Source organism: Paenibacillus riograndensis SBR5, from assembly GCF_000981585.1.
GTDB lineage: Bacteria > Bacillota > Bacilli > Paenibacillales > Paenibacillaceae > Paenibacillus_AQ > Paenibacillus_AQ riograndensis.
The window spans coordinates 4242988-4261341 of record NZ_LN831776.1; the positions used below are offsets into that span (position 1 = coordinate 4242988).

The following is an 18354-nucleotide window of genomic DNA, read 5'->3' on the forward strand; positions in this document are numbered from 1 at the left end:
TTATTATTCCAGCCAGTGCCGGCTTCGCCGCCGGTTCTGGAAGGTTACAATTTCCCGCACTCCCGCCTGCTTCAGCATCTCCAGCTGTTGATCTGTATACCCGCCGAGATCGTCAGGAAAATGGGCATCGGTAGAGGTGGTGAGCAGCACGCCTTTGGCCGCCAGTACGGCCAGGAAAGCCGGGCCCGGGCACATTTCCCGGATCGGATAGCGGTACACCATTCCCGCGTTAATCTCCGTGGCCGTATCATGCGCGATCAGCAAATCCGCAATCCGCTCATACATCGGCAGCAGGCGTTGTTCATCCGGGCGGTAGTTGAAGGCTTTGAGGTTGTCGAGGTGGGCGACAATATCGAACAGGCGTGAAGACACCGCTTGGCCGACGATCTCGAAGAACCGGGCATACAGGACTTCCAGATCAAATTGTTCAAAATACATCTGGGTCGCCGGATTGTCGAAGCCCCAGCCATCTACAAAATGGACTGAACCGATAACATAGTCGTACGGCTGTTCCTTCAATATTCCGGCTAGCTCCTGTTCGCAGCCCGGGAAATAATCGGCTTCGATGCCGAGCCGCAGCTGCACCCCTTCACGCTGCCATTTTTCCTTTTGGGCCTGAATGCAAGCAACAAAATGCTCTGTATCCGCCATACACACCTGATCCAGCCACTCCCGCTGCAGACGGCCTATCAAGGTATCATCCAATAGCATGTGTTTTTCATAATAGGCTTTATATTTCGTGAAACGGTACAGATGATCGACGATGCCCACCGTGTGAATGCCGCGCTGCTTGGCCTGTTTCAGATACAGGTCCAGCCATTCCTCTGTAAAAGCTCCACCCGTCATGCGCCGCTCCAGCCGACCGAAGCTCTCCTGCATCCAAGCCTGCGTATGGATCTGCTCGCTGCTGTCCGTCATCGCGGTTAGACTTTCCATCGTACGCTGCAGCCATCTAGGCGAATAAGGTCCTTCTTCCAGATGGAGGTGAAAATCTATCTTCATTACGTATCCTCTCCTTTTGCGGTACCTGCTCCACCTCTGCGCTAAATTACGCTTCCATCCTCCTGCCTGATCCAGGTTTCGAAGCGCCGTTCCCCTTCCTTCAGTTGAATGACCCTGGCCCCGCGCTGCAGTGACCCATACGTGTTATGCCCGGTCACCCGGCCATAGGCCAGTGTTATCCCGTGCAGCACACCTATGTAATCATTGTCATGATCGTGCCCGGCGAAGGTTGCCATCACATCCCCTGCTTCCAGCATGGCCGCGAACCAGCCGCTGTTCACTTTGGAGCAGCAGACCATTTCGCCTTTTCTCCCGGCTACACTCCCGGACTGCCATACCTCCTGATACTCAGGGATAGGAATATGCATAAAAGCCAGAGCAGGCAGCACCCCGCCGTTTCTCTCTCTGTTCTTGGCCGATTCCTGCAAATACCAGGCCACTTGATCGGAATGAATCCAGGCATACCCGCCGATGGCTGCAGGCGCATATTCACCCGAATCCACGAAATACAGTGCCGCCGACTCCCGGTCTGCAGAGTGGTTGAAAAGCGGCAGCACATAATTGCCCGTGCCGTGGATCTCTCCCGGTCCGGCTTCAGCCATACACAGCTCATATTCTGTCAAAATCGCCTGCAGCTCTTCCCGTGTAACCCCCTTCTCTGTATCGTGGTTGCCATAGATCACAGCAAAAGGCGTGCCTGCCTGTACGGCAACCTCAATCACCCGCCGGAACGTTGCCTTAGGGTCCACGGTCTCTTCGCTGTAAACCAGGTCACCGCTGAACACTACCAGATCCGGTTGCTCGCTGATCAGAATACGCTCCATCAGGGCCAGCGTCCGGGTATCACGCTCCGGTTCGATTCCATCCTTCAGATGGATATCGGTAAACTGTACAATTTTAAAAGTGCCATCTGCATGAAAAGAAAGACGTTGCTTATTCATCTTGAACCTCCTCAAAGTAAAACTCATTGTTTTGTGATATTCATGTTGTTCTTTGTGTAATTGCGTTGTTTTTTGTGTCCTTTTACTTTAAAATAGCACTAACAGTCAAAAGGATGCAAGCGTTAATTTTACATAAGGGGGTTGCACGATGACATTACTCGCAGAAGAACGGCAGCAGCTGATCTTGCAGCAATTGGAGGAAACCGGAAAGGTAAAAGTTATCCCGCTCGCGCAGCAGCTTGAGGTGTCCAATGAGACGATCCGCCGCGATCTGGATGCTTTGGAGGAACAACGGAAGTTAAAGCGCGTGTATGGGGGCGCAGTGAAGCTCACCCATTTCGACGGAGAGCCTTCGTATACGATGAGGCGAAAGCTGAACCAGGAAGGCAAGCAGGCAATTGGCCGGGAAGCTGCCAGACTGCTGCAGGATGGGGACACTGTGTTCATGGATACAGGGACGACTGTGCTGGAGATGACCCGCTGGCTGGCCGGAAAAAAGAACATCACTATTGTGACGAACTCCCTGCCAGCAGCGTCCGCCTTGCTCCAGGCCTTGTCCCTTGAGCAATTTACGGGCAAAGTCATTTTGCTTGGCGGGGAAATCTCCGTTCAACAGCAATCGGTGAGCGGGATTCTCGCCCATGAGCTGCTGAAACAATTCACACTGGACAAAGCCTTTTTGTCCGTGGGCGGAATTTCGCCTGCCCAAGGCATCACAGATTACGATATGAACGAATCGCTGGTGTCACGGCTGGCCGCCGGGCAGGCCAGTGAAGTGATTCTGCTGGCAGACCACAGCAAAATCGGCAGCACGGCTTTTTGCCAGATCGCTCCGCTGCACACTGCCGATGTGATCATCTCCGATCAGGAGCTGCCGGGGGGCTGGAAGGAAGAGCTGGAACGCATAGGGGTAGCGTGGATCAGGTCCTGACAAAAAAAAACGGTGCCAAGAGCAGCATGTGCTTGAAATCACTATTGGAGACAGCAGAAGATCATATATTTAAATAGTCCACTTGATTAGAGGATAAATCTAACTACCTATACAGAGGTGTATTACAATGAAGAGGTTTATTCCCAATCAGCACGGAGCCTGGTCCATGCTGGTTCTCCCCTTTTTGTTAGGGATGGCGGCCTCCCAGGCAAAACTTCTGCATATTCCCCTGTTCTTGTGCTGGCTGCTGATTTATTTGTTCATCTTTCCGCTCCTTCAAGGGGTCAAAACGAGGCGTTTTGACCGGTATGGTCCGCCGCTCAAAATGTATGGACTGCTGCTTTTGCCTTTTGCAGCTTATCTGATTGTTACCGAACCTAAGCTGCTTTGGTTTGCCTTACCGGCACTCCCGCTGTTTGCGGTTAATCTGTATTATGCCAGAACGAAGAATGAGCGGGCCCTGCTCAATGATATCGCGGGAATTCTGCTGTTTTGCCTGATGGTCTTTCCCGTTTTTTATATCGGCGGAGGAACAGACTGGGGAATAGCTGGTGAATTATTTATACTGGCTTTGCTGTATTTTGTGGGGACTGCCTTGTATGTAAAAACGATTATTCGTGAAAAAAACAATCCCCGGTATTATTACGCATCTGTGATTTATCATGGATTATTCCTGCTGGCGGGAGTGGTGCTGTTCCCATCGTTAACGGTCCCTCTGATAATCCTGCTGGCGCGCGCAGCAAGTCTACCCAAAACAAAAATTACAGCCAAACGTACAGGAATACTGGAAATCGGCTTTTCTGTGATGCTGTACATATCTGTATGCGTCTTGTATTTCTAATATCAGGAATAGGGCGGTTCAAAAAAAGCGGGTGTCCGATTATCGGAACCCGCTTTTTTATGGTTGACAATTTTTCTAACCATCCTTTGTGGAATCAAAATCTAACGCATCATAAGGGTACAGGACTCGTTATCGTTCACCACTGCTTGATTTTGCAGTGACAGACCCGGAATGCGGGAAAATGTATCCCACACAGATAATCCCCGTCCGTCCTCTTGAGAGGTACTTTTACCTCTCATTTGGCCCGGACGCCTGCTTTCGGTGGAATCGGAGGTACTTTTACCTCTCATTTGGCCCAGCGGCCCGCTTTCGGCGAAATCAGAGGTACTTTTACCTCTCATTTGGACCAGCAGCCTGCTTTCGGCGGAATCAGAGGTACTTTTACCTCTCATTTGGCCCAGCGGCCCACTTTCGGCGGAATCAGAGGTACTTTTACCTCTCATTTGGCTCAGCAGCCTGCTTTCGGCGGAATCTAAGGTACTTTTACCTCTCATTTGGCCCGGACGCCTGCTTTCGGCGGAATCAGAGGTACTTTTACCTCTCATTTAGTCGGGCAGCCTGCTTTCGGCGAACTCAGAGGTACTTTTACCTCTTTGGCCAGTTAATTAAAGCCATTCTTATAGTACTTTTGAGTCATGAAAAAATATGCCGGTTGGGTGAGAATATAGGCAGCAGGCGGATTGGCCTGAGTTCATAGAAAGGAGCTGCCCTATTGAAAGAGCAGGAACGGCGTTATTCCGCACTGATTGCGGACCAATTCCCGGAATTGAACATTCGAACCGTGGAGTCGCTTGGCGAAGGTTATCGGAATTTTGCGGTACTCGTGAACGGGGAATGGGTATTTCGCTTTCCCAAAAGTCAGCAAGGTGCGGATGAATTGAACAAAGAAATGCATTTGCTGCCTCTGTTGTCTGAACGCGTCAAGGTCGGGATTCCGAAGTTTGTATACAGAGGAACACAGGAGGATGGCCGTCTCTTTGCAGGCTACCGGAAGGTCGAGGGGGAAATCCTGGGGGAAGACGGAATCGCCTCTGTCTCCGGTGACGCAAGAGAACGACTGGCCATACAACTTGGGGATTTCATGAGTGACCTGAACGCATTCCCGGTTGAAACGGCTATTCAGGCCGGTGTCCCCGTACAACAACTTGCAGATGAAATCCAGTTGCTGAAAGATGCTGCGGAGAGGCAGGTTTTTCCTCATCTTGAACCGTCTTCGCGCGGCTATCTCCACCGGCGGTTTCAAGCCTATCTGGAGAATACAGAATATCCCCGTTATATACCGGCGCTGATTCACGCCGATTTGTCGCCGGATCACTTTTTGACGGATTCGCACCGGTCCGTTCTGACAGGTATTATCGACTTCGGCGACGCCGCGATAAGTGACCCGGATTACGATTACTTGTATTTGCTTGAGGATTGCGGCGAGCCATTTACTCGTCAAGTGATGGCGCACAGAGGCGAAGCTGACCTGGACGCCCGCCTGCAAAAAATCTCCTTGTTCGTCACATTCGATCAGGTCCGCTATCTGTTGGAGGGCTTGGAGTCCGGGGACCCGGATTGGATTCAGGAAGGATTTGAGGCAGTGGAACAGGATATGCAAATCAACAGGTAAACTATGGTTCTTTGCGGATAATAAGGGGTATTATTCCTAGGTAAACTAATCCGAAAGGGGATACTAACGATGGCAAAGGAAACTGAACCAACCTCCTTCTCAAGCCGCGAAGAGCGTGAAGAAATAGGCCGCCGGACCAATGCCGGCTTCGCCCGTGTGGAAAAGACAGAAGTTGAAGCAAACGCCGGCGGCATCCCGACAGGACCTGTGGCTCAAGATCTCTCAGAAGAAGAAATTCGCCGGAGAGTAGGCTCGGGAAACTTTGAAGCGGCGAAAAACGATCTTCAAACCGGATCAATCAATAGTTAGTACACCCCTATCCGCCTATATAGGACATGCTTATCTTTTTCCGGCCCGCTGCCGTGTGCTCCTGACGCTCATCGGAATACCGGTCCGTACGTTTCTCCCAGACGTCTTTGATCACATTCAACAGGCTGCTGTCGTCAGCCCCGCTGCGGAGCAGTGACCGCAAATCCGTACCGCCGGAAGCAAAAAGGCAGGTGTAGAATTTACCGTCAGAAGATAACCGGGCCCGCGTACAGGATGAGCAAAAGGATTCTGATACCGAAGTAATAAACCCGATCTCTGCATCACTGTCTTTGTACCGGTAGCGCTGTGCGACTTCCCCATAAAAATCCTGCTCCAAAGCCTCCAGCTCATAAACTTCCCGGAGACTTTGGAGAATTTCTTTTTTGGTAACCACTTTTGCCAAACTCCAGCCATTGTCATTTCCCGCATCCATGAACTCAATGAAACGGAGGGTGATTTTGCGTTCCTTGAAATAGGCAGCCATCGGCAGGATCTCCGATTCATTTACGCCTTTTTGCACGACCATATTGACTTTGATCTCATAACCCATCTCCCGGGCTTGATCGATATGTTTCAGGATAAGAGACGGCTTGAGCCCTCTTCCATTCATTGTCCCAAAAATCTCCGGATGCAGCGCATCCAGACTGATATTAAGCCGCCGCAGTCCTGCTGCGTACAATCCTTTAGCCTGCTGCCCCAGCAAAACGCCGTTGGTCGTCAGGCCGATGTCCTCAACCCCGTTAAGCGACCGGATTCCTGCCACAAGCTCCGGAAGATCTTTCCTCAGCAGCGGCTCTCCTCCGGTCAGCCTGATTTTGACTACCCCTAAGGATACAAACAGCCTGGTCAGCCGCAGAATTTCAGCAAAGGACAACAGCTCCCGGGCAGGTAAAAAGGCGTAATCCTCACCGAATATTTCCTTCGGCATGCAGTAGGAGCAGCGGAAATTGCACCGGTCTGTCAGGGAAAGCCTTAAATCACGGATGGGCCGCTTTAGCTGATCTTGTATGGATGTAGTGTTCATGCGCCCCTCCCCTTTTGGCATTTGAATGCCCTCTCTCTACTTCCGCGTAATATCGCTGAATGTACCGACATAACGGATGTCTACCCCTGTCTCATCCTTGACGGCACTGATATTCAGTAGCTGCAGATACTCTTCACCATTCTTCCTTCTGTTCCAGATCTCTCCCTGCCACACACCCTTTGCCCGGATCTCGCTCCACATGCTGCGGTAGAAATCCTGAGATTGTCTGCCTGACTTCAGTACGTTTGGCTGTTTGCCGAGCACTTCTGCTTCAGTGAAGCCTGTAAGCCTCGTAAATGCAGGATTGACACTCTTAATGACACCCGCCGCATCCGTGACCAGAATCCCCTGGGCTGTGGAGTTGAACACTTCAGAAGTAAGCGCCAGGCGGTCATGATACAAGAGCCATACCACAAGAACAAGGCTGGCAAGAGCCACTTGCGACAGCAGCATGAACCCGATTGAATATTGGCCTGTGATGGAAAAAATAATCGAGAGCATGATCGGCGGGAAGAAGCCGCCAAGTCCGCCCATCATGGAGACAATTCCGTTGGCAATCCCCGCCTGCTTGTTGAAATAGAACGGAACTAATTTAAAAATCACGCCATTCCCTATTCCGGCACTGACGGCAATGGCGAGGCACCCCACCGTGTACAGGCCAATGGAGGGCAGGAAAGCCAGGAGTATTGCAGCAACCGTATAGATGCTGAAGGTTCCGATCAGCAGAATCAGAGACTGGAATTTGTCTGCGAGCCAGCCGCCAACAGGCCGGAAAAACGTGGCAACGGCAATAAAACCGGCTGTGCGCATCCCTGCATCTACCTTCTCCAGTCCGAAATTAGAAACGAGGAAGTTTGGCAAATAAATTGTGAATGCGACGAACGATCCGAATGTAATGAAATAAAAGAGCGAGAACAGCCATAGCTTCTCATTTTTAATAACGCCTTTGATTTGTTCAATAATCGGTGTTTTTACCTTTGGTTCATGACGGTCTCCGAAAAAGAAATTCAGGACAATAAACACCAGAAGAAGAATCAGGTACAGCTTCACCGCCGTTGCCCAGCCGAAACGCGCAGCAATGATCGGGGCCGTAAACGTCGTAAGGGCCGTGCCAAGATTCCCGACGCCATAAATCCCGTTAACGAACCCATGCTTTTCTTTTGGAAAATACTTAGGCAGCGAGGTAACCCCTACCGAAAAAACAGCTCCGCCAATGCCAAGAAACAAGCCGCCGATAATCAAGTCTGTATACGTGGACGCTTCGCTAATATAGAAAACCGGAAACAGCAGCAGCACGAAGCTGACGAGAAAGATGATACGTGCCCCGAAAATATTCGCATAATAGCCAATAGGGATTCGGAGTATGGAACCAAGCACTACGGGAATCGCCGTAACCATTGCCAGTTTTCCCGAAGGAATCGAAATATCCTCGGAAATAAAAGGCATCAGAGAGGAGATAATTACCCATACCATGAAGCCAACAATCAAGTTCAATGTTTGTAACGGCAATTGCAGTTTTTTAATCATATAACTCACCTTTTCCGCCAGTTTTGTCTGCTGAAATGTATATTTCACTTCCTGTCCCTATTGTATCTGTCCTTACTCTGCTTGAGATATAGGGGAGTACCCTTTCCCTTAGAGGGGAATCCCTGAAAAAAAACGAAAACGGCTTCCCCGCCCCGATATGGACAGTGAAAGCCGTTTGCAGTTATTGCGTGATAAGGGTATTCATTCAAGCTAGAAATCCAGCAGCTTTTTTTTCAAGGCATATTCGACCAGCTCCGGCCGGCTTTTCAGGTTTAATTTCTCCATGATTTTGGATTTATGGGCTTCCACTGTCTTCACGGAGATGAACAGCCTTTCCGCAATTTCCTTGTTGCCGTATCCCTTAGCGATTAGCGGCAGGATTTCCAGCTCCCGCTTAGAGAGCAGCTCAAACAAATCTTCTGTAGAGGCCGTTTTGTCCTTCTTGATAAATTCACGCACCAGAGAGGTTGCCATCTTGGGATGAATATAGGTGCCTCCCTCATAGATGGTGCGGATGGCGAGCAGCAGTTCCTCATCCGGTGCGCTTTTCAGCACATATCCGGAAGCTCCGTTCTTCAGGACATGAAACAAATATTCTTCATCATCATGCATGGTCAGGATCAATATTTTGGTATCGGGATAATCTTCTTTGATTTTACCTGTGGCGATCAGTCCGCTTTCTCCGGGCGGCATGCTCAGATCCATGATCAGAATATCCGGTCTCCGTTTCGCTACCATGGCATAGGCTTCTATCCCGTCTGCCGCCGCCCCGATAACCTCAATGTCGTCCTGAAAATTCAGGATCATGGAAAAACCGCTGCGCACCATGGCGTGGTCGTCTGCGATGACGATCTTCATCCGGGGATCATTCCTTTCCATTTCCATCGGCAACAGGAACTTGAATGATGATTCGGGTTCCCAGGCCAATGCCTGACTCAACACTGAAGATGCCTCCTACTAATTCTGCACGCTCCTGCATGCCGTATAAGCCCAGTCCGGTACCATCCGGCTCATCGCCCAGGTTGAAACCGACGCCCTCATCTTCAATAGTAAGCTTCAGCAGCCGGTCCCGCTCGGTAAGCTTTACATGAACCAAGTCTACCTGCGCATATTTCAAAGCATTAAGTAAAGCTTCCTGGCAGACCCGGTAGACCACCGTTTCAATCTCACTGCCGTAACGTTTCTCTGATAGATCGGATTCAAATTCTATCATGAGCCCGTAGATTTGCTCCATCCGTTTAAAGTGTGACCGGAATGCAGCCTCCAGGCCGAAATCGTCGAGAGCAGCCGGACGAAGTTCCACAGAGAGGTTGCGGATGTCACTTAAGAGCCGTGTCATAGAGACTTCAGTTTGCTTCACCTTTTTGAGCAGCTGTTCATCTCCGGTCATATATTTAAGCACCCGCAGATCCACCACAGCGCTCATAAGCTCTTGGGCAACACTGTCATGCAGCTCCCGGGAAATCCGTTTCCGTTCATTCTCCTGGGCCTCGATGACATGCTTCATCATTTTATTCTGATAAAATTTCTCCTGCGTCTTAAACTGTCTCGTTAAATCCCGCAGCATAAGTACCCGTATTCCATTCTCTGAATCGATCGTATGAAAGCTGGCGGCAAAAGGGATCACGCCTTTATTTTTGGTCTCAAGATATACCTGATAGGAGGTAAAGTCCTCAGAGTCCGGCACATGAAAAAAGCAATTGAGGCAGGTGCGCAGCTCCATGTCGCTGGTATACCCTCTGCATGTACTGCAAAGGGCAAGGGAATTCCCTTGCTCCAGCTGCTTCAGAAAGTCGGTGTCGACAATATGGGCGGCTGCCGGATTCATCGCCAGCGTCCTTCCTTCACGGTCAAAAAAGAAAATAGCCTCCGTGCTGTTCTCAAACAGCTTCAGCATCAGCGTATTTAATGAATCCATCCCCGCTCGCAGCTTCAACTCAGCAACAGTTCCTTTCCGTTCAAGTCTCCGATTCCAAGGCGTGCTGTATTTTGCAGCTCCCGCAGCATCGTATCGTTCACCTGCTGGTCACCTCTAAACCCGCCGAGAAGGACCCCTGCCACGCGTGCGTCATTCCACAGCGGCACAGCCCCGATGCTCTTTAGCTTCTCTGAGTTGATAATCGGATAACTAAACAGCATATCCTGCTTTACCTGTTCTTGCACAGAGTAGAGTAAAAACGGCTTTCCGGTTTTGAATACGATCCCCGCTATTCCTCTTCCGGACTGCAGCACAATCCGCTTATACCGTGAATTCGAGTTGCCGGAGGCGTATTTCCATCGGATCACATAGTCATATTCCGCAGGGTCCGCTAGTGCCAATGACATGAAATCATATCCAAGGGCTTGCCGGATCTGGTCAAGCTCCCGCTGGTAATCGACCTGATTTTTCATCGTTTCCTCTCCGCTTTCCTTTAATTCGATTTATGTCTTCTGTATAGAATATAACTTCTGCCTACATAATTCAACGGAACACTCCATACATGAACTAGCCGGGTGAACGGCCAAAACGCAAAGATGGCAAAGCCGGACAGGACATGGATTTTAAAGGAAACCGGCACCTCTTTCATGAGAGACGGATCAGGACTGAACATAAACAAGCCGCGGAACCATATCGAGATCGTCTCCCGGTAATCAAATTCGGGCTGCACTGCATTCGTAACCAGGGTGGAGTACATTCCCATAAATACGATGAACAAAAGCAGAGAATTGACAATCAAATCGGAGGCGCTGCTGAGACGGCGGACATTCTTTATCGTAAACCGCCGCGAGGTGAGAATCAGCATCCCGGCCAGTGTAGCCATTCCGAATATCCCCCCGATATATACAGCACCGATATGGTACAAATGATCGTTAACACCCAATGCCTCCATCCATGACTTCGGGACCGCCAGACCGCCGATATGTCCGAAGATGACCGGAATAATCCCGAGGTGAAAGAGAATACTGCCATATTTCAGCTGCTTTTTCTCAATGAATTCGCTGGATTTGGCCGTCCAGTTGAACTGATCCCTCCGGTAGCGGTAAATATGCCCAACGATAAAAACAGCGAGGCAGATGTATGGGAAGATGACCCATAAAAATTGATCGAACATATTCATTGACTGAGAGCCTCCTGTTCGATGCAAGCTTTGAGTGTTTCCCGCAGTCCTTTTATCAGATGGAAATAGGGACTTTCATGTTTGTTCAGTGCCTGAAGCAAATGATACGTGCCGTCTTCAAAAATGGCGGTCAGCATCCGGAAATTCTCCGGCGCAGCCGGGTCGTTCAGCCACTCCGCAGCATACAGGAATTCACACATAAGCGGCAGGTAATCCGGAAGCTCGCCTTCAGGCATTTCAAGACCGTACATTTCATACAGGATTTTCAGTTTGGCCAGGATTTGTCCGCGCTCTTTGGCATCCTCAAACTTAAAATAGGTCATATAAAGGGCGCAGTCCCGCTGAAAATCAAAGGTTGCGGCATAGTTCTCCTGAATCTCATCCAAGCTGAAGGTCTGCATGAGCGACCAATAAGCATGCACATGAGGGTAAGCCGGATGTCCGGCTTCAAATGCCTCTTCCAGAAAGGCCGGATGAAAATCCAGCTTTTCCGGATACATCAGCTGCGGGGCAAAATATCCGAAGGATTGCTTGAAATTATGGAGCTTGCTTAGATCAATCACGCCAGATCCCCCCGTAGAAATTCTCTTCGTAAATCTCTTTAGCGGTCTTCGTGTCTCCGCCGGCAGAGCTTGCCGGTCCGCAGCCGGAGCAGCCGGAGCCGAAACCGGAACCCATGTCCCCCATCCGGTTGCCGTATCCGGCGGAGCCTTGGGCGCGGTAAGGATTCATGGTCTGTTCCTTATGCGAGGTCGGAATCACGAAACGGTCCTCATATTTGGCAATGGCCAGCAGCCGGTACATCTCCTCAGTCTGGTGTGCCGTCATGCCAACCCGGTCAAGACGGGAAAGATCAAAAGGCTGATCTGCTGATTTCGCCCGCATATAGGAACGCATCATCGCCATCCGCTGCAGGGCTTCTTTTACAGTCTGCGTATCGCCTGAGGTCAGCATATTGGCTAAATACTGAATCGGTGTCCGCATTTCTTCAACGGCCGGGAAGATCATATCCGGGTTCTTCAGAGAATCCTTGCCTTCAAAATAGTTCATAATCGGGCTGAGCGGCGGCACATACCAGACCATCGGCAGTGTCCGGTATTCCGGGTGCAGCGGGAACGCCAGCTTATGCTCAATCGCAAGCTTGTAGACCGGTGAATTCTGTGCCGCTTCCAGCCAGTCTTCTGAAATGCCGTCTTTTCTGGCCTGAGCGATGACTTCAGGATCATGGGGATTCATAAACAGATCACATTGTGCTTGATACAAATCCTTAACGTCCGGTGTTGAAGCGGCATCAAGCACCTTGTCTGCGTCATACAGCAGCACACCCAGATACCGGATACGTCCTGTACAAGTCTCAGAGCAGACGGTTGGCAGCCCGGCTTCCACGCGGGGGAAACAGAAGGTGCATTTTTCCGCTTTGTTGGTCTGCCAGTTGAAGTACACTTTTTTGTAAGGACAGCCCGTCATGCAATATCTCCAGCCCCGGCAAGCCTCCTGGTCTACGAGGACAATGCCGTCCTCCTCCCGCTTGTACATCGCTCCCGAGGGACAGGAAGCAACACAGCTCGGATTCAGGCAATGTTCACAGAGACGGGGCAGATACATCATAAACGACTGCTCGAAGTTGAATTTGATTTCCTCTTCGATCTTCTGGATGTTCGGATCAAGGGGTCCCGTTACATGTGCGCCGGCCAAATCATCCTCCCAGTTCGGCCCCCATTCCAGATCCATTTTCTCTCCGGTTACTGCCGAATGAGCGCGGGCCACCGGGGAATGTTTTTGTTCCCCGGCTTCGGTCAAATGCTCATAATTATAAGTCCACGGCTCGTAATAATCCTTCATTTCCGGCATGTCAGGGTTATAAAAAATCTTCCCGAGCGCTACCTTGGACAGCTTGTTGCCGGACTTCAGCTCAAGCTTGCCTTTGCGGAGCTGCCAGCCCCCTTTGTACAGCTCCTGGTCTTCCCAGCGCTTCGGATATCCGATGCCGGGTTTCGTTTCTACGTTGTTGAACCACATGTATTCCGCGCCTTTGCGGTTCGTCCAGGTCGTTTTGCAGGTAACACTGCAGGTATGACAGCCTATGCACTTATCCAGATTCATCACCATTGCCACTTGAGCTTTAATCTTCAAGCCAGTTGACCTCCTTCTTTAATCGCACGGCTACGTAAACATCACGCTGGTTGCCGATAGGACCGTAGTAGTTAAAACCATAGCTGAGCTGTGCATAACCGCCGACCATCTGGGTAGGCTTCAGATGAATCCGGGTGGGTGCATTATGACTGCCTCCGCGGGTATCTGTAATCTCGGAGCCAGGCACTTGGATATGCTTGTCTTGCGCATGGTACATGAACATAGTGCCTCTTGGCATCCGGTGGCTGACGACAGCGCGGGCCGTAACCACGCCGTTGCGGTTATAGACCTCCAGCCAGTCGTTATCTGAGATGCCGTGCTGCTCCGCGTCCTCGTTGTTGATCCACACGGTTGGGCCGCCGCGGAACAAGGTCAGCATATGCTGGTTATCCTGGTAGGTCGAGTGGATATTCCACTTGCCATGCGGCGTTAAATACCGCAGCACCAGCGCATCCTGACCGCCTTTCACTTCCCTGTCGCGCGGACCGAAAACCATTGGCGGCAAGGTAGGTTTATAGACCGGCAACGCCTCGCCAAACTGCTGGAAGATCTCGTGGTCAATGTAGAAATGCTGCCTTCCCGTCAGGGTACGGAACGGGACCAGCCGTTCAATATTGGTTGTAAACGGTGAATAACGGCGGCCTTGTTTATTGGAACCGCTGAACACCGGAGTCGGAATCACTTCCCGGGGCTGTGCCGTGATGCTCTGGAACGTAATTTTCTCTGCTGCCCGGTCCGCTGAGATATCCCTCAGCACAACACCGGAATCCTTCTCTGCCTGCTCGTAAGCTTTCTGTGACACACGGCCGTTGGTTGCTGATGACAGATGAAGTATGGTATCAGCCACCTGGCGGGCAGTTTGGATTTTGGGAAGCCCGTTTTTGATGGATTCATCATAAAAGACCCCGTTGAGCCGCTTGAGCTCTTCGTATTCTTCAGCCACAGAGAAGCTGATGCCATGAGCGCCCGCCTTGCCAACGACCAGATTGGGTCCAAGGGAGATGTATTTATCGTGGATCTTGGTGTAATCCCGCTCAACAATGCTCAGGTTCGGCATCGTTTTGCCGGGAACAGCTTCCACTTCCCCTTTGGCCCAATCTTTGACCAGCCCCATCGGCTGGGAGATCTCACTGATCGAATCATGTGCAAGCGGGGAAGCGACAAGATCCTTGTAGACTCCCGGCAGCTCTGATTTCGCCATTTCCGAGAAAACCTCCGCCAGCTGGCGGTAGATATCCCAATCCGAACGGGATTCCCACAGCGGGTTCACCGCAGGATTAAACGGATGCACAAATGGATGCATATCTGTGGAGGACAGATCCGTCTTTTCATACCAGGTCGCAGCCGGGAGTACGATGTCCGCATACAGCGGAGTAGTTGTCATCCGGAAATCCAGCGCAACCATGAGGTCGAGCTTGCCTTCCACATCCTCCCGCCAGACGATTTCTTCGGGCTTCTGCTCTTCATTCGGCTGGGCAAGGAGCCCGTCGGATGCGCCCAGCAGATGCTTCATGAAATACTCCTGTCCTTTGGCGGAGCTGGAAATCAGATTGGAGCGCCAAATAAACAGTGAGCGCGGAAAGTTCTCAGGTGCTCCGGGGTCTTCCACCGCAAAACGCGTCTTTCTTGATTTGATCTCCTCCAGCGAATGGGCAATGATGTCTGCATTCGACTTCTTGCCCTGTTGTGCAGCTTCTTCCGCGAACAGGAGACTGTTCTTGTTGAACTGCGGGAAGGAAGGCAGCCAGCCTAGCCTTGCAGCAAGCACATTGTAGTCAGCCGGGTGCTGGTAAGCTACCTCTCCTGCTGTCGGCGACTTCAGCGAATCGGTACCGCTCTCCTCATAGCGCCACTGTTCCGTTGCGAAATAGAAGAATGACGTGGCATTCTGCTGCCGTGCCGGCCCTTGCCAGTCCTTAGCAAATGCGATGGTAGACCAGCCTTCAATAGGGCGGCATTTCTCTTGTCCGACATAATGCGCCCAGCCGCCTCCGTTCACCCCCTGGGATGCCGTCAGTACAACAAGGTTCAGGATCGAGCGGTAGATGGTATCGCTATTGAACCAGTGATTAATTCCGGCACCCATAATAATCATGGAGCGTCCGCCGGTATCGAGGGAATTCTGGGCAAATTCACGGGCAATCTGGACCACTACGCTGGATTTCACACTTGTAATCTTTTCCTGCCAGGCAGGGGTATAATGGGAGCTGCTGTCGTCGTATCCCTTGGCATTCCAGGGACTTTCCGTTCTGGCAATGCCGTATTGGCTCAGCATCAAGTCATACACCGTTGCGGCGTATCGTTCCGTACCATCGGCCAGCCGTATTTTCATCGCCGGGATGATACGTTTGAACGTTCCGTTCCCCGCCTGATCAAAATAAGGGAAGACGATTTCTTCCCACTGCCCGCCAAGGCTTTCTACAGAAAGTGCCGGATCAATCTTCGTCCCGTCTTCCTGTTCGAGAATAAGGTTCCATTTCTTGTCCGTTTCCCAGCGCTGCCCCATCGTTCCGTTAGGCACTATCAGCTCACCGGATACCGTGTCATAAATCACCGGTTTCCAGTCTGCATGCGGAGAGGCTTCGCCAAGATCGCTTGCCCGCAGGAACCGGCCGCCCTTTAGGCTGGACTCATGCGGGTCCAGCAGGATGATAAACGGCATGTCCGTAAACTGCTTGGCATAATTAATGAACATGGGTTCTTCACGCTCATTGTAGAACTCCTTCAGAATTACATGTGTCATCGCTTGCGCCAAGGCGGCATCCGTTCCGGGATTCGGGGCGAGCCAGTTGTCAGCGAATTTGACATTTTCGGCCAAATCCGGCGCCACCGACACCACTTTGGTTCCTTTATAGCGCACTTCGGTCATAAAGTGGGCATCCGGTGTACGGGTAAGCGGCACATTGGAGCCCCACATCATCAGATAGCCGGCATTATACCAGTCGGAGGATTCAGGAACATCCGTCTGCTCGCCCCAAATCTGCGGTGAAGCCGGAGGCAGATCCGCATACCAGTCGTAGAAGCTGAGCATCTGCCCGCCAAGCAGCGAGATGAACCGCGCACCCGAAGCATAGCTGACCATGGACATGGCCGGAATCGGAGTGAAGCCTGCAATCCGGTCCGGCCCGTATTTGCGGATCGTATAGATCAGCTGGGCTGAGATCAGACGGAGCGCATCCTCCCAGGCTACACGGATATGGCCGCCTTTGCCGCGGGCTTTTTTGTAGGAACCGGCTTTCGCGGGGTCTTCCACGATGCTTGCCCATGCATCCACAGGATTATCATGCTCAAGTAATGCAGCCTTCCAGAGCCGCCACAGCTTCCCTCTCATGTAGGGATATTTCACCCGGAGCGGGCTGTATTCGTACCAGGAAAAGGTCGCCCCTCTGGGACAGCCCCTGGGTTCAAACTCCGGCATATCGGGTCCGCAGGACGGGTAGTCAATCTGCTGGTTCTCCCAGGTGATGATCCCGTTCTTCACAAAAACCTTCCAGCTGCAGGAACCTGTACAGTTGACCCCGTGTGTAGTGCGGACTACCTTATCATGGGACCAGCGCTGGCGGTACATATCTTCCCAATCCCTGTTTTTTTCCTCCAGAATGGACCAGTTCCCGGAATAACTTTCGACCGGTTTAAAAAAGTTAAGACCGTATTTTTTCTTCATTGCTTACGAACACTCCTTTGCAGAATGAAGGACATGGAAGAGTCACACTCACTTTTCATTTGAATAATTTCATTATGGAGGTCCGGGGCATGAGTTCCCATTAGGGAATGTCCTATAGTCCCGCGGGAAATCCCTTGATTCCGCCAAAAGCAAAAAAGCCCGCCTCTTCAAGAGGTGAGCTTCTCGCATGTTATCGTCAGAAAGGATATCCGCTAAGCCGTTAGGGAGTTCCCTCTTTTTGCACGGGGGATGTCCTAACCGGAATTTTCACTGCTTTTCTATATGCTATACTGAATATATTCAGAAAAAATTGGGGAGGATGAACAATGACAGGACCCTCATTACGCCAGCTGAACGCCCATCATGCGATTCATCAAGGCGGGCTGTCCGGAGCAGTTGCCAAGACGGAAGAAGTTGAGAACCTGCTGGAGATTCACGAATTAGAGGTCGCGCGCCAAGCGGCTGATCACCTCGTCGAGTACTGGGAAACCAGGATACTCAGCCACGCGGAAGCAGAGGAAGAAGGATTCTACCCGGAGATGGCAGCTAATCACCCGAGCCTGCAGGATGCTGTAACGAAGCTAACCCGTGATCATGAGCTGCTTCGCACAATCGTTGCGGATATCAAAAGTATGCTTAATGAAGACGGCCTTACACCGGAGGTTATTCAGCAGTTTCATGCCCTTTTAGTGGTGAACGCTATTCATAGCCGGGATGAGGAAAGGCTGCTGCTGGAGGAGCCGTCAGTATAATCGTTACTTGATTCTCTTTGAAAAATAGCCTGCAGATCATGCTTATTCAGCAATAAATCCTGTAACGTATATTCACTGAGCACCTGCAAATAAGCAGCCAATGCTCTGCCAAGCACTCCCTTTAATCCGCACGCCGGAGAGATCGGACAGTTGTTGCCGGAAGGGTCAAAGCATTCTACCAGATGAAAATCATCTTCCATCCGGCGCACAACTTCTCCAATGTTAATCAGCTCAGGCGCCTTGGCCAGCCGGATTCCCCCTCCTCTGCCTCTTACCGTTTCAATATACCCTGCTTGCCCAAGTTCATGGGATACCTTCATCAAATGATTTTTGGAGATATGATAGGCGTTTGAAATGTCTTGTATGGTTGACAGCTCACTCTGCTCCTTCGTCCCGAGATACATGAGGACCCGCAAAGAGAAATCTGTGTACAGGGTTAGTCTCATTCGATTCACCATCCCTTGATTGCAGTATGTGATCTTTGTTACAAATGATACCATAAAAATTGTCGATTTTGTTA

18 protein-coding genes are annotated in these 18354 nt (G+C 51.0%); 5 read left to right on the plus strand and 13 right to left on the minus strand.

The genetic code is table 11. The features are described from left to right. Nucleotides 1-3: 3 nt before the first annotated feature. Entirely contained in the window at nucleotides 4-1002 is a 999-nt protein-coding gene (locus PRIO_RS17800) for a histidinol phosphate phosphatase domain-containing protein (protein ID WP_020427935.1), read from the minus strand. Between the two features lie 41 nt (nucleotides 1003-1043). Further along, nucleotides 1044-1943: a metallophosphoesterase family protein gene (locus tag PRIO_RS17805; RefSeq protein ID WP_020427934.1), complete on the minus strand. Its 900-nt coding sequence runs from the start codon at nucleotides 1941-1943 to the stop codon at nucleotides 1044-1046. Nucleotides 1944-2091: 148 nt separating this feature from the next. Between PRIO_RS17805 and PRIO_RS17810 the strand changes: the two genes are divergently transcribed. Next, nucleotides 2092-2874, plus strand: coding sequence for a DeoR/GlpR family DNA-binding transcription regulator (locus tag PRIO_RS17810; RefSeq protein WP_046503899.1), 783 nt, complete (start codon nucleotides 2092-2094; stop codon nucleotides 2872-2874). 127 nt (nucleotides 2875-3001) lie between these two features. After that, complete coding sequence (locus PRIO_RS17815) at nucleotides 3002-3715, plus strand: YwiC-like family protein (RefSeq protein ID WP_020427932.1); 714 nt, start codon at nucleotides 3002-3004, stop codon at nucleotides 3713-3715. Nucleotides 3716-3816: 101 nt separating this feature from the next. Here the strand turns inward: PRIO_RS17815 and PRIO_RS35625 are convergent, their stop codons facing one another. After that, nucleotides 3817-4260: a hypothetical protein gene (locus PRIO_RS35625; RefSeq protein ID WP_144412116.1), complete on the minus strand. Its 444-nt coding sequence runs from the start codon at nucleotides 4258-4260 to the stop codon at nucleotides 3817-3819. A gap of 167 nt (nucleotides 4261-4427) precedes the next feature. Between PRIO_RS35625 and PRIO_RS17825 the strand changes: the two genes are divergently transcribed. Both PRIO_RS17825 and PRIO_RS17830 read left to right on the plus strand, forming a co-directional pair. Next, nucleotides 4428-5327 (plus strand): phosphotransferase family protein, encoded by a 900-nt coding sequence (locus PRIO_RS17825; RefSeq protein WP_046503909.1) that lies wholly within the window; start codon nucleotides 4428-4430, stop codon nucleotides 5325-5327. Nucleotides 5328-5396: 69 nt separating this feature from the next. Further along, nucleotides 5397-5636 (plus strand): hypothetical protein, encoded by a 240-nt coding sequence (locus PRIO_RS17830; protein ID WP_039836908.1) that lies wholly within the window; start codon nucleotides 5397-5399, stop codon nucleotides 5634-5636. A 7-nt stretch (nucleotides 5637-5643) separates the two neighbouring features. Here the strand turns inward: PRIO_RS17830 and moaA are convergent, their stop codons facing one another. The 9 genes from moaA to PRIO_RS17875 all read right to left on the minus strand — a co-directional run bounded on the left by moaA (nucleotide 5644) and on the right by PRIO_RS17875 (nucleotide 17082). Next, nucleotides 5644-6660, minus strand: a complete 1017-nt coding sequence (gene moaA / locus PRIO_RS17835; protein ID WP_039788959.1) for a GTP 3',8-cyclase MoaA — start codon at nucleotides 6658-6660, stop codon at nucleotides 5644-5646. Nucleotides 6661-6696: 36 nt separating this feature from the next. Beyond that, a complete protein-coding gene (locus PRIO_RS17840) occupies nucleotides 6697-8187 on the minus strand; it encodes a nitrate/nitrite transporter (protein ID WP_046507088.1) in 1491 nt (496 codons plus the stop codon). Nucleotides 8188-8397: 210 nt separating this feature from the next. Next, nucleotides 8398-9045: a response regulator transcription factor gene (locus tag PRIO_RS17845; protein WP_039836904.1), complete on the minus strand. Its 648-nt coding sequence runs from the start codon at nucleotides 9043-9045 to the stop codon at nucleotides 8398-8400. Between the two features lie 7 nt (nucleotides 9046-9052). Continuing rightward, nucleotides 9053-10105, minus strand: coding sequence for a sensor histidine kinase (locus PRIO_RS17850; protein WP_231869706.1), 1053 nt, complete (start codon nucleotides 10103-10105; stop codon nucleotides 9053-9055). Nucleotides 10106-10119: 14 nt separating this feature from the next. Then, nucleotides 10120-10578, minus strand: coding sequence for a GAF domain-containing protein (locus PRIO_RS17855; protein ID WP_020429246.1), 459 nt, complete (start codon nucleotides 10576-10578; stop codon nucleotides 10120-10122). Between the two features lie 20 nt (nucleotides 10579-10598). Then, the gene (gene narI / locus PRIO_RS17860) at nucleotides 10599-11285 is read right to left on the minus strand and encodes a respiratory nitrate reductase subunit gamma (protein WP_020429247.1); all 687 of its coding nucleotides are present in this window, start codon (nucleotides 11283-11285) and stop codon (nucleotides 10599-10601) included. Further along, nucleotides 11282-11848, minus strand: coding sequence for a nitrate reductase molybdenum cofactor assembly chaperone (gene narJ / locus PRIO_RS17865; RefSeq protein ID WP_046503918.1), 567 nt, complete (start codon nucleotides 11846-11848; stop codon nucleotides 11282-11284). Before narJ ends, narI begins: the two co-directional genes overlap by 4 nt. Beyond that, the gene (narH, locus tag PRIO_RS17870; RefSeq protein ID WP_020429249.1) at nucleotides 11841-13418 is read right to left on the minus strand and encodes a nitrate reductase subunit beta; all 1578 of its coding nucleotides are present in this window, start codon (nucleotides 13416-13418) and stop codon (nucleotides 11841-11843) included. Before narH ends, narJ begins: the two co-directional genes overlap by 8 nt. Continuing rightward, entirely contained in the window at nucleotides 13408-17082 is a 3675-nt protein-coding gene (locus PRIO_RS17875) for a nitrate reductase subunit alpha (protein ID WP_046503921.1), read from the minus strand. The genes narH and PRIO_RS17875 overlap by 11 nt, the downstream gene beginning before the upstream one ends. 326 nt (nucleotides 17083-17408) lie before the next feature. Between PRIO_RS17875 and PRIO_RS17880 the strand changes: the two genes are divergently transcribed. Beyond that, entirely contained in the window at nucleotides 17409-17834 is a 426-nt protein-coding gene (locus tag PRIO_RS17880; RefSeq protein WP_020429253.1) for a hemerythrin domain-containing protein, read from the plus strand. Here PRIO_RS17880 and PRIO_RS17885 read toward each other — a convergent pair. Further along, nucleotides 17786-18280: an RrF2 family transcriptional regulator gene (locus PRIO_RS17885; RefSeq protein ID WP_020429254.1), complete on the minus strand. Its 495-nt coding sequence runs from the start codon at nucleotides 18278-18280 to the stop codon at nucleotides 17786-17788. The two genes, PRIO_RS17880 and PRIO_RS17885, sit on opposite strands and share 49 nt — an antisense overlap. Between the last annotated feature and the right edge of the window lie 74 nt (nucleotides 18281-18354).

Coding starts and splice junctions, on each gene's coding strand:
- PRIO_RS17810 (WP_046503899.1), top strand. CDS start 2,092: ATGACATTACTCGCAGAAGAACGGCAGCAGCTGATCTTGCAGCAATTG.
- PRIO_RS35625 (WP_144412116.1), bottom strand. CDS start 4,260: ATGAGAGGTAAAAGTACCTCTGATTCCGCCGAAAGCAGGCGTCCGGGC.
- moaA (WP_039788959.1), bottom strand. CDS start 6,660: ATGAACACTACATCCATACAAGATCAGCTAAAGCGGCCCATCCGTGAT.
- PRIO_RS17815 (WP_020427932.1), top strand. CDS start 3,002: ATGAAGAGGTTTATTCCCAATCAGCACGGAGCCTGGTCCATGCTGGTT.
- narI (WP_020429247.1), bottom strand. CDS start 11,285: ATGAATATGTTCGATCAATTTTTATGGGTCATCTTCCCATACATCTGC.
- PRIO_RS17805 (WP_020427934.1), bottom strand. CDS start 1,943: ATGAATAAGCAACGTCTTTCTTTTCATGCAGATGGCACTTTTAAAATT.
- PRIO_RS17855 (WP_020429246.1), bottom strand. CDS start 10,578: ATGAAAAATCAGGTCGATTACCAGCGGGAGCTTGACCAGATCCGGCAA.
- PRIO_RS17850 (WP_231869706.1), bottom strand. CDS start 10,105: ATGGATTCATTAAATACGCTGATGCTGAAGCTGTTTGAGAACAGCACG.
- PRIO_RS17845 (WP_039836904.1), bottom strand. CDS start 9,045: ATGAAGATCGTCATCGCAGACGACCACGCCATGGTGCGCAGCGGTTTT.
- PRIO_RS17840 (WP_046507088.1), bottom strand. CDS start 8,187: ATGATTAAAAAACTGCAATTGCCGTTACAAACATTGAACTTGATTGTT.
- PRIO_RS17830 (WP_039836908.1), top strand. CDS start 5,397: ATGGCAAAGGAAACTGAACCAACCTCCTTCTCAAGCCGCGAAGAGCGT.
- PRIO_RS17800 (WP_020427935.1), bottom strand. CDS start 1,002: ATGAAGATAGATTTTCACCTCCATCTGGAAGAAGGACCTTATTCGCCT.
- PRIO_RS17885 (WP_020429254.1), bottom strand. CDS start 18,280: ATGAGACTAACCCTGTACACAGATTTCTCTTTGCGGGTCCTCATGTAT.
- PRIO_RS17875 (WP_046503921.1), bottom strand. CDS start 17,082: ATGAAGAAAAAATACGGTCTTAACTTTTTTAAACCGGTCGAAAGTTAT.
- PRIO_RS17880 (WP_020429253.1), top strand. CDS start 17,409: ATGACAGGACCCTCATTACGCCAGCTGAACGCCCATCATGCGATTCAT.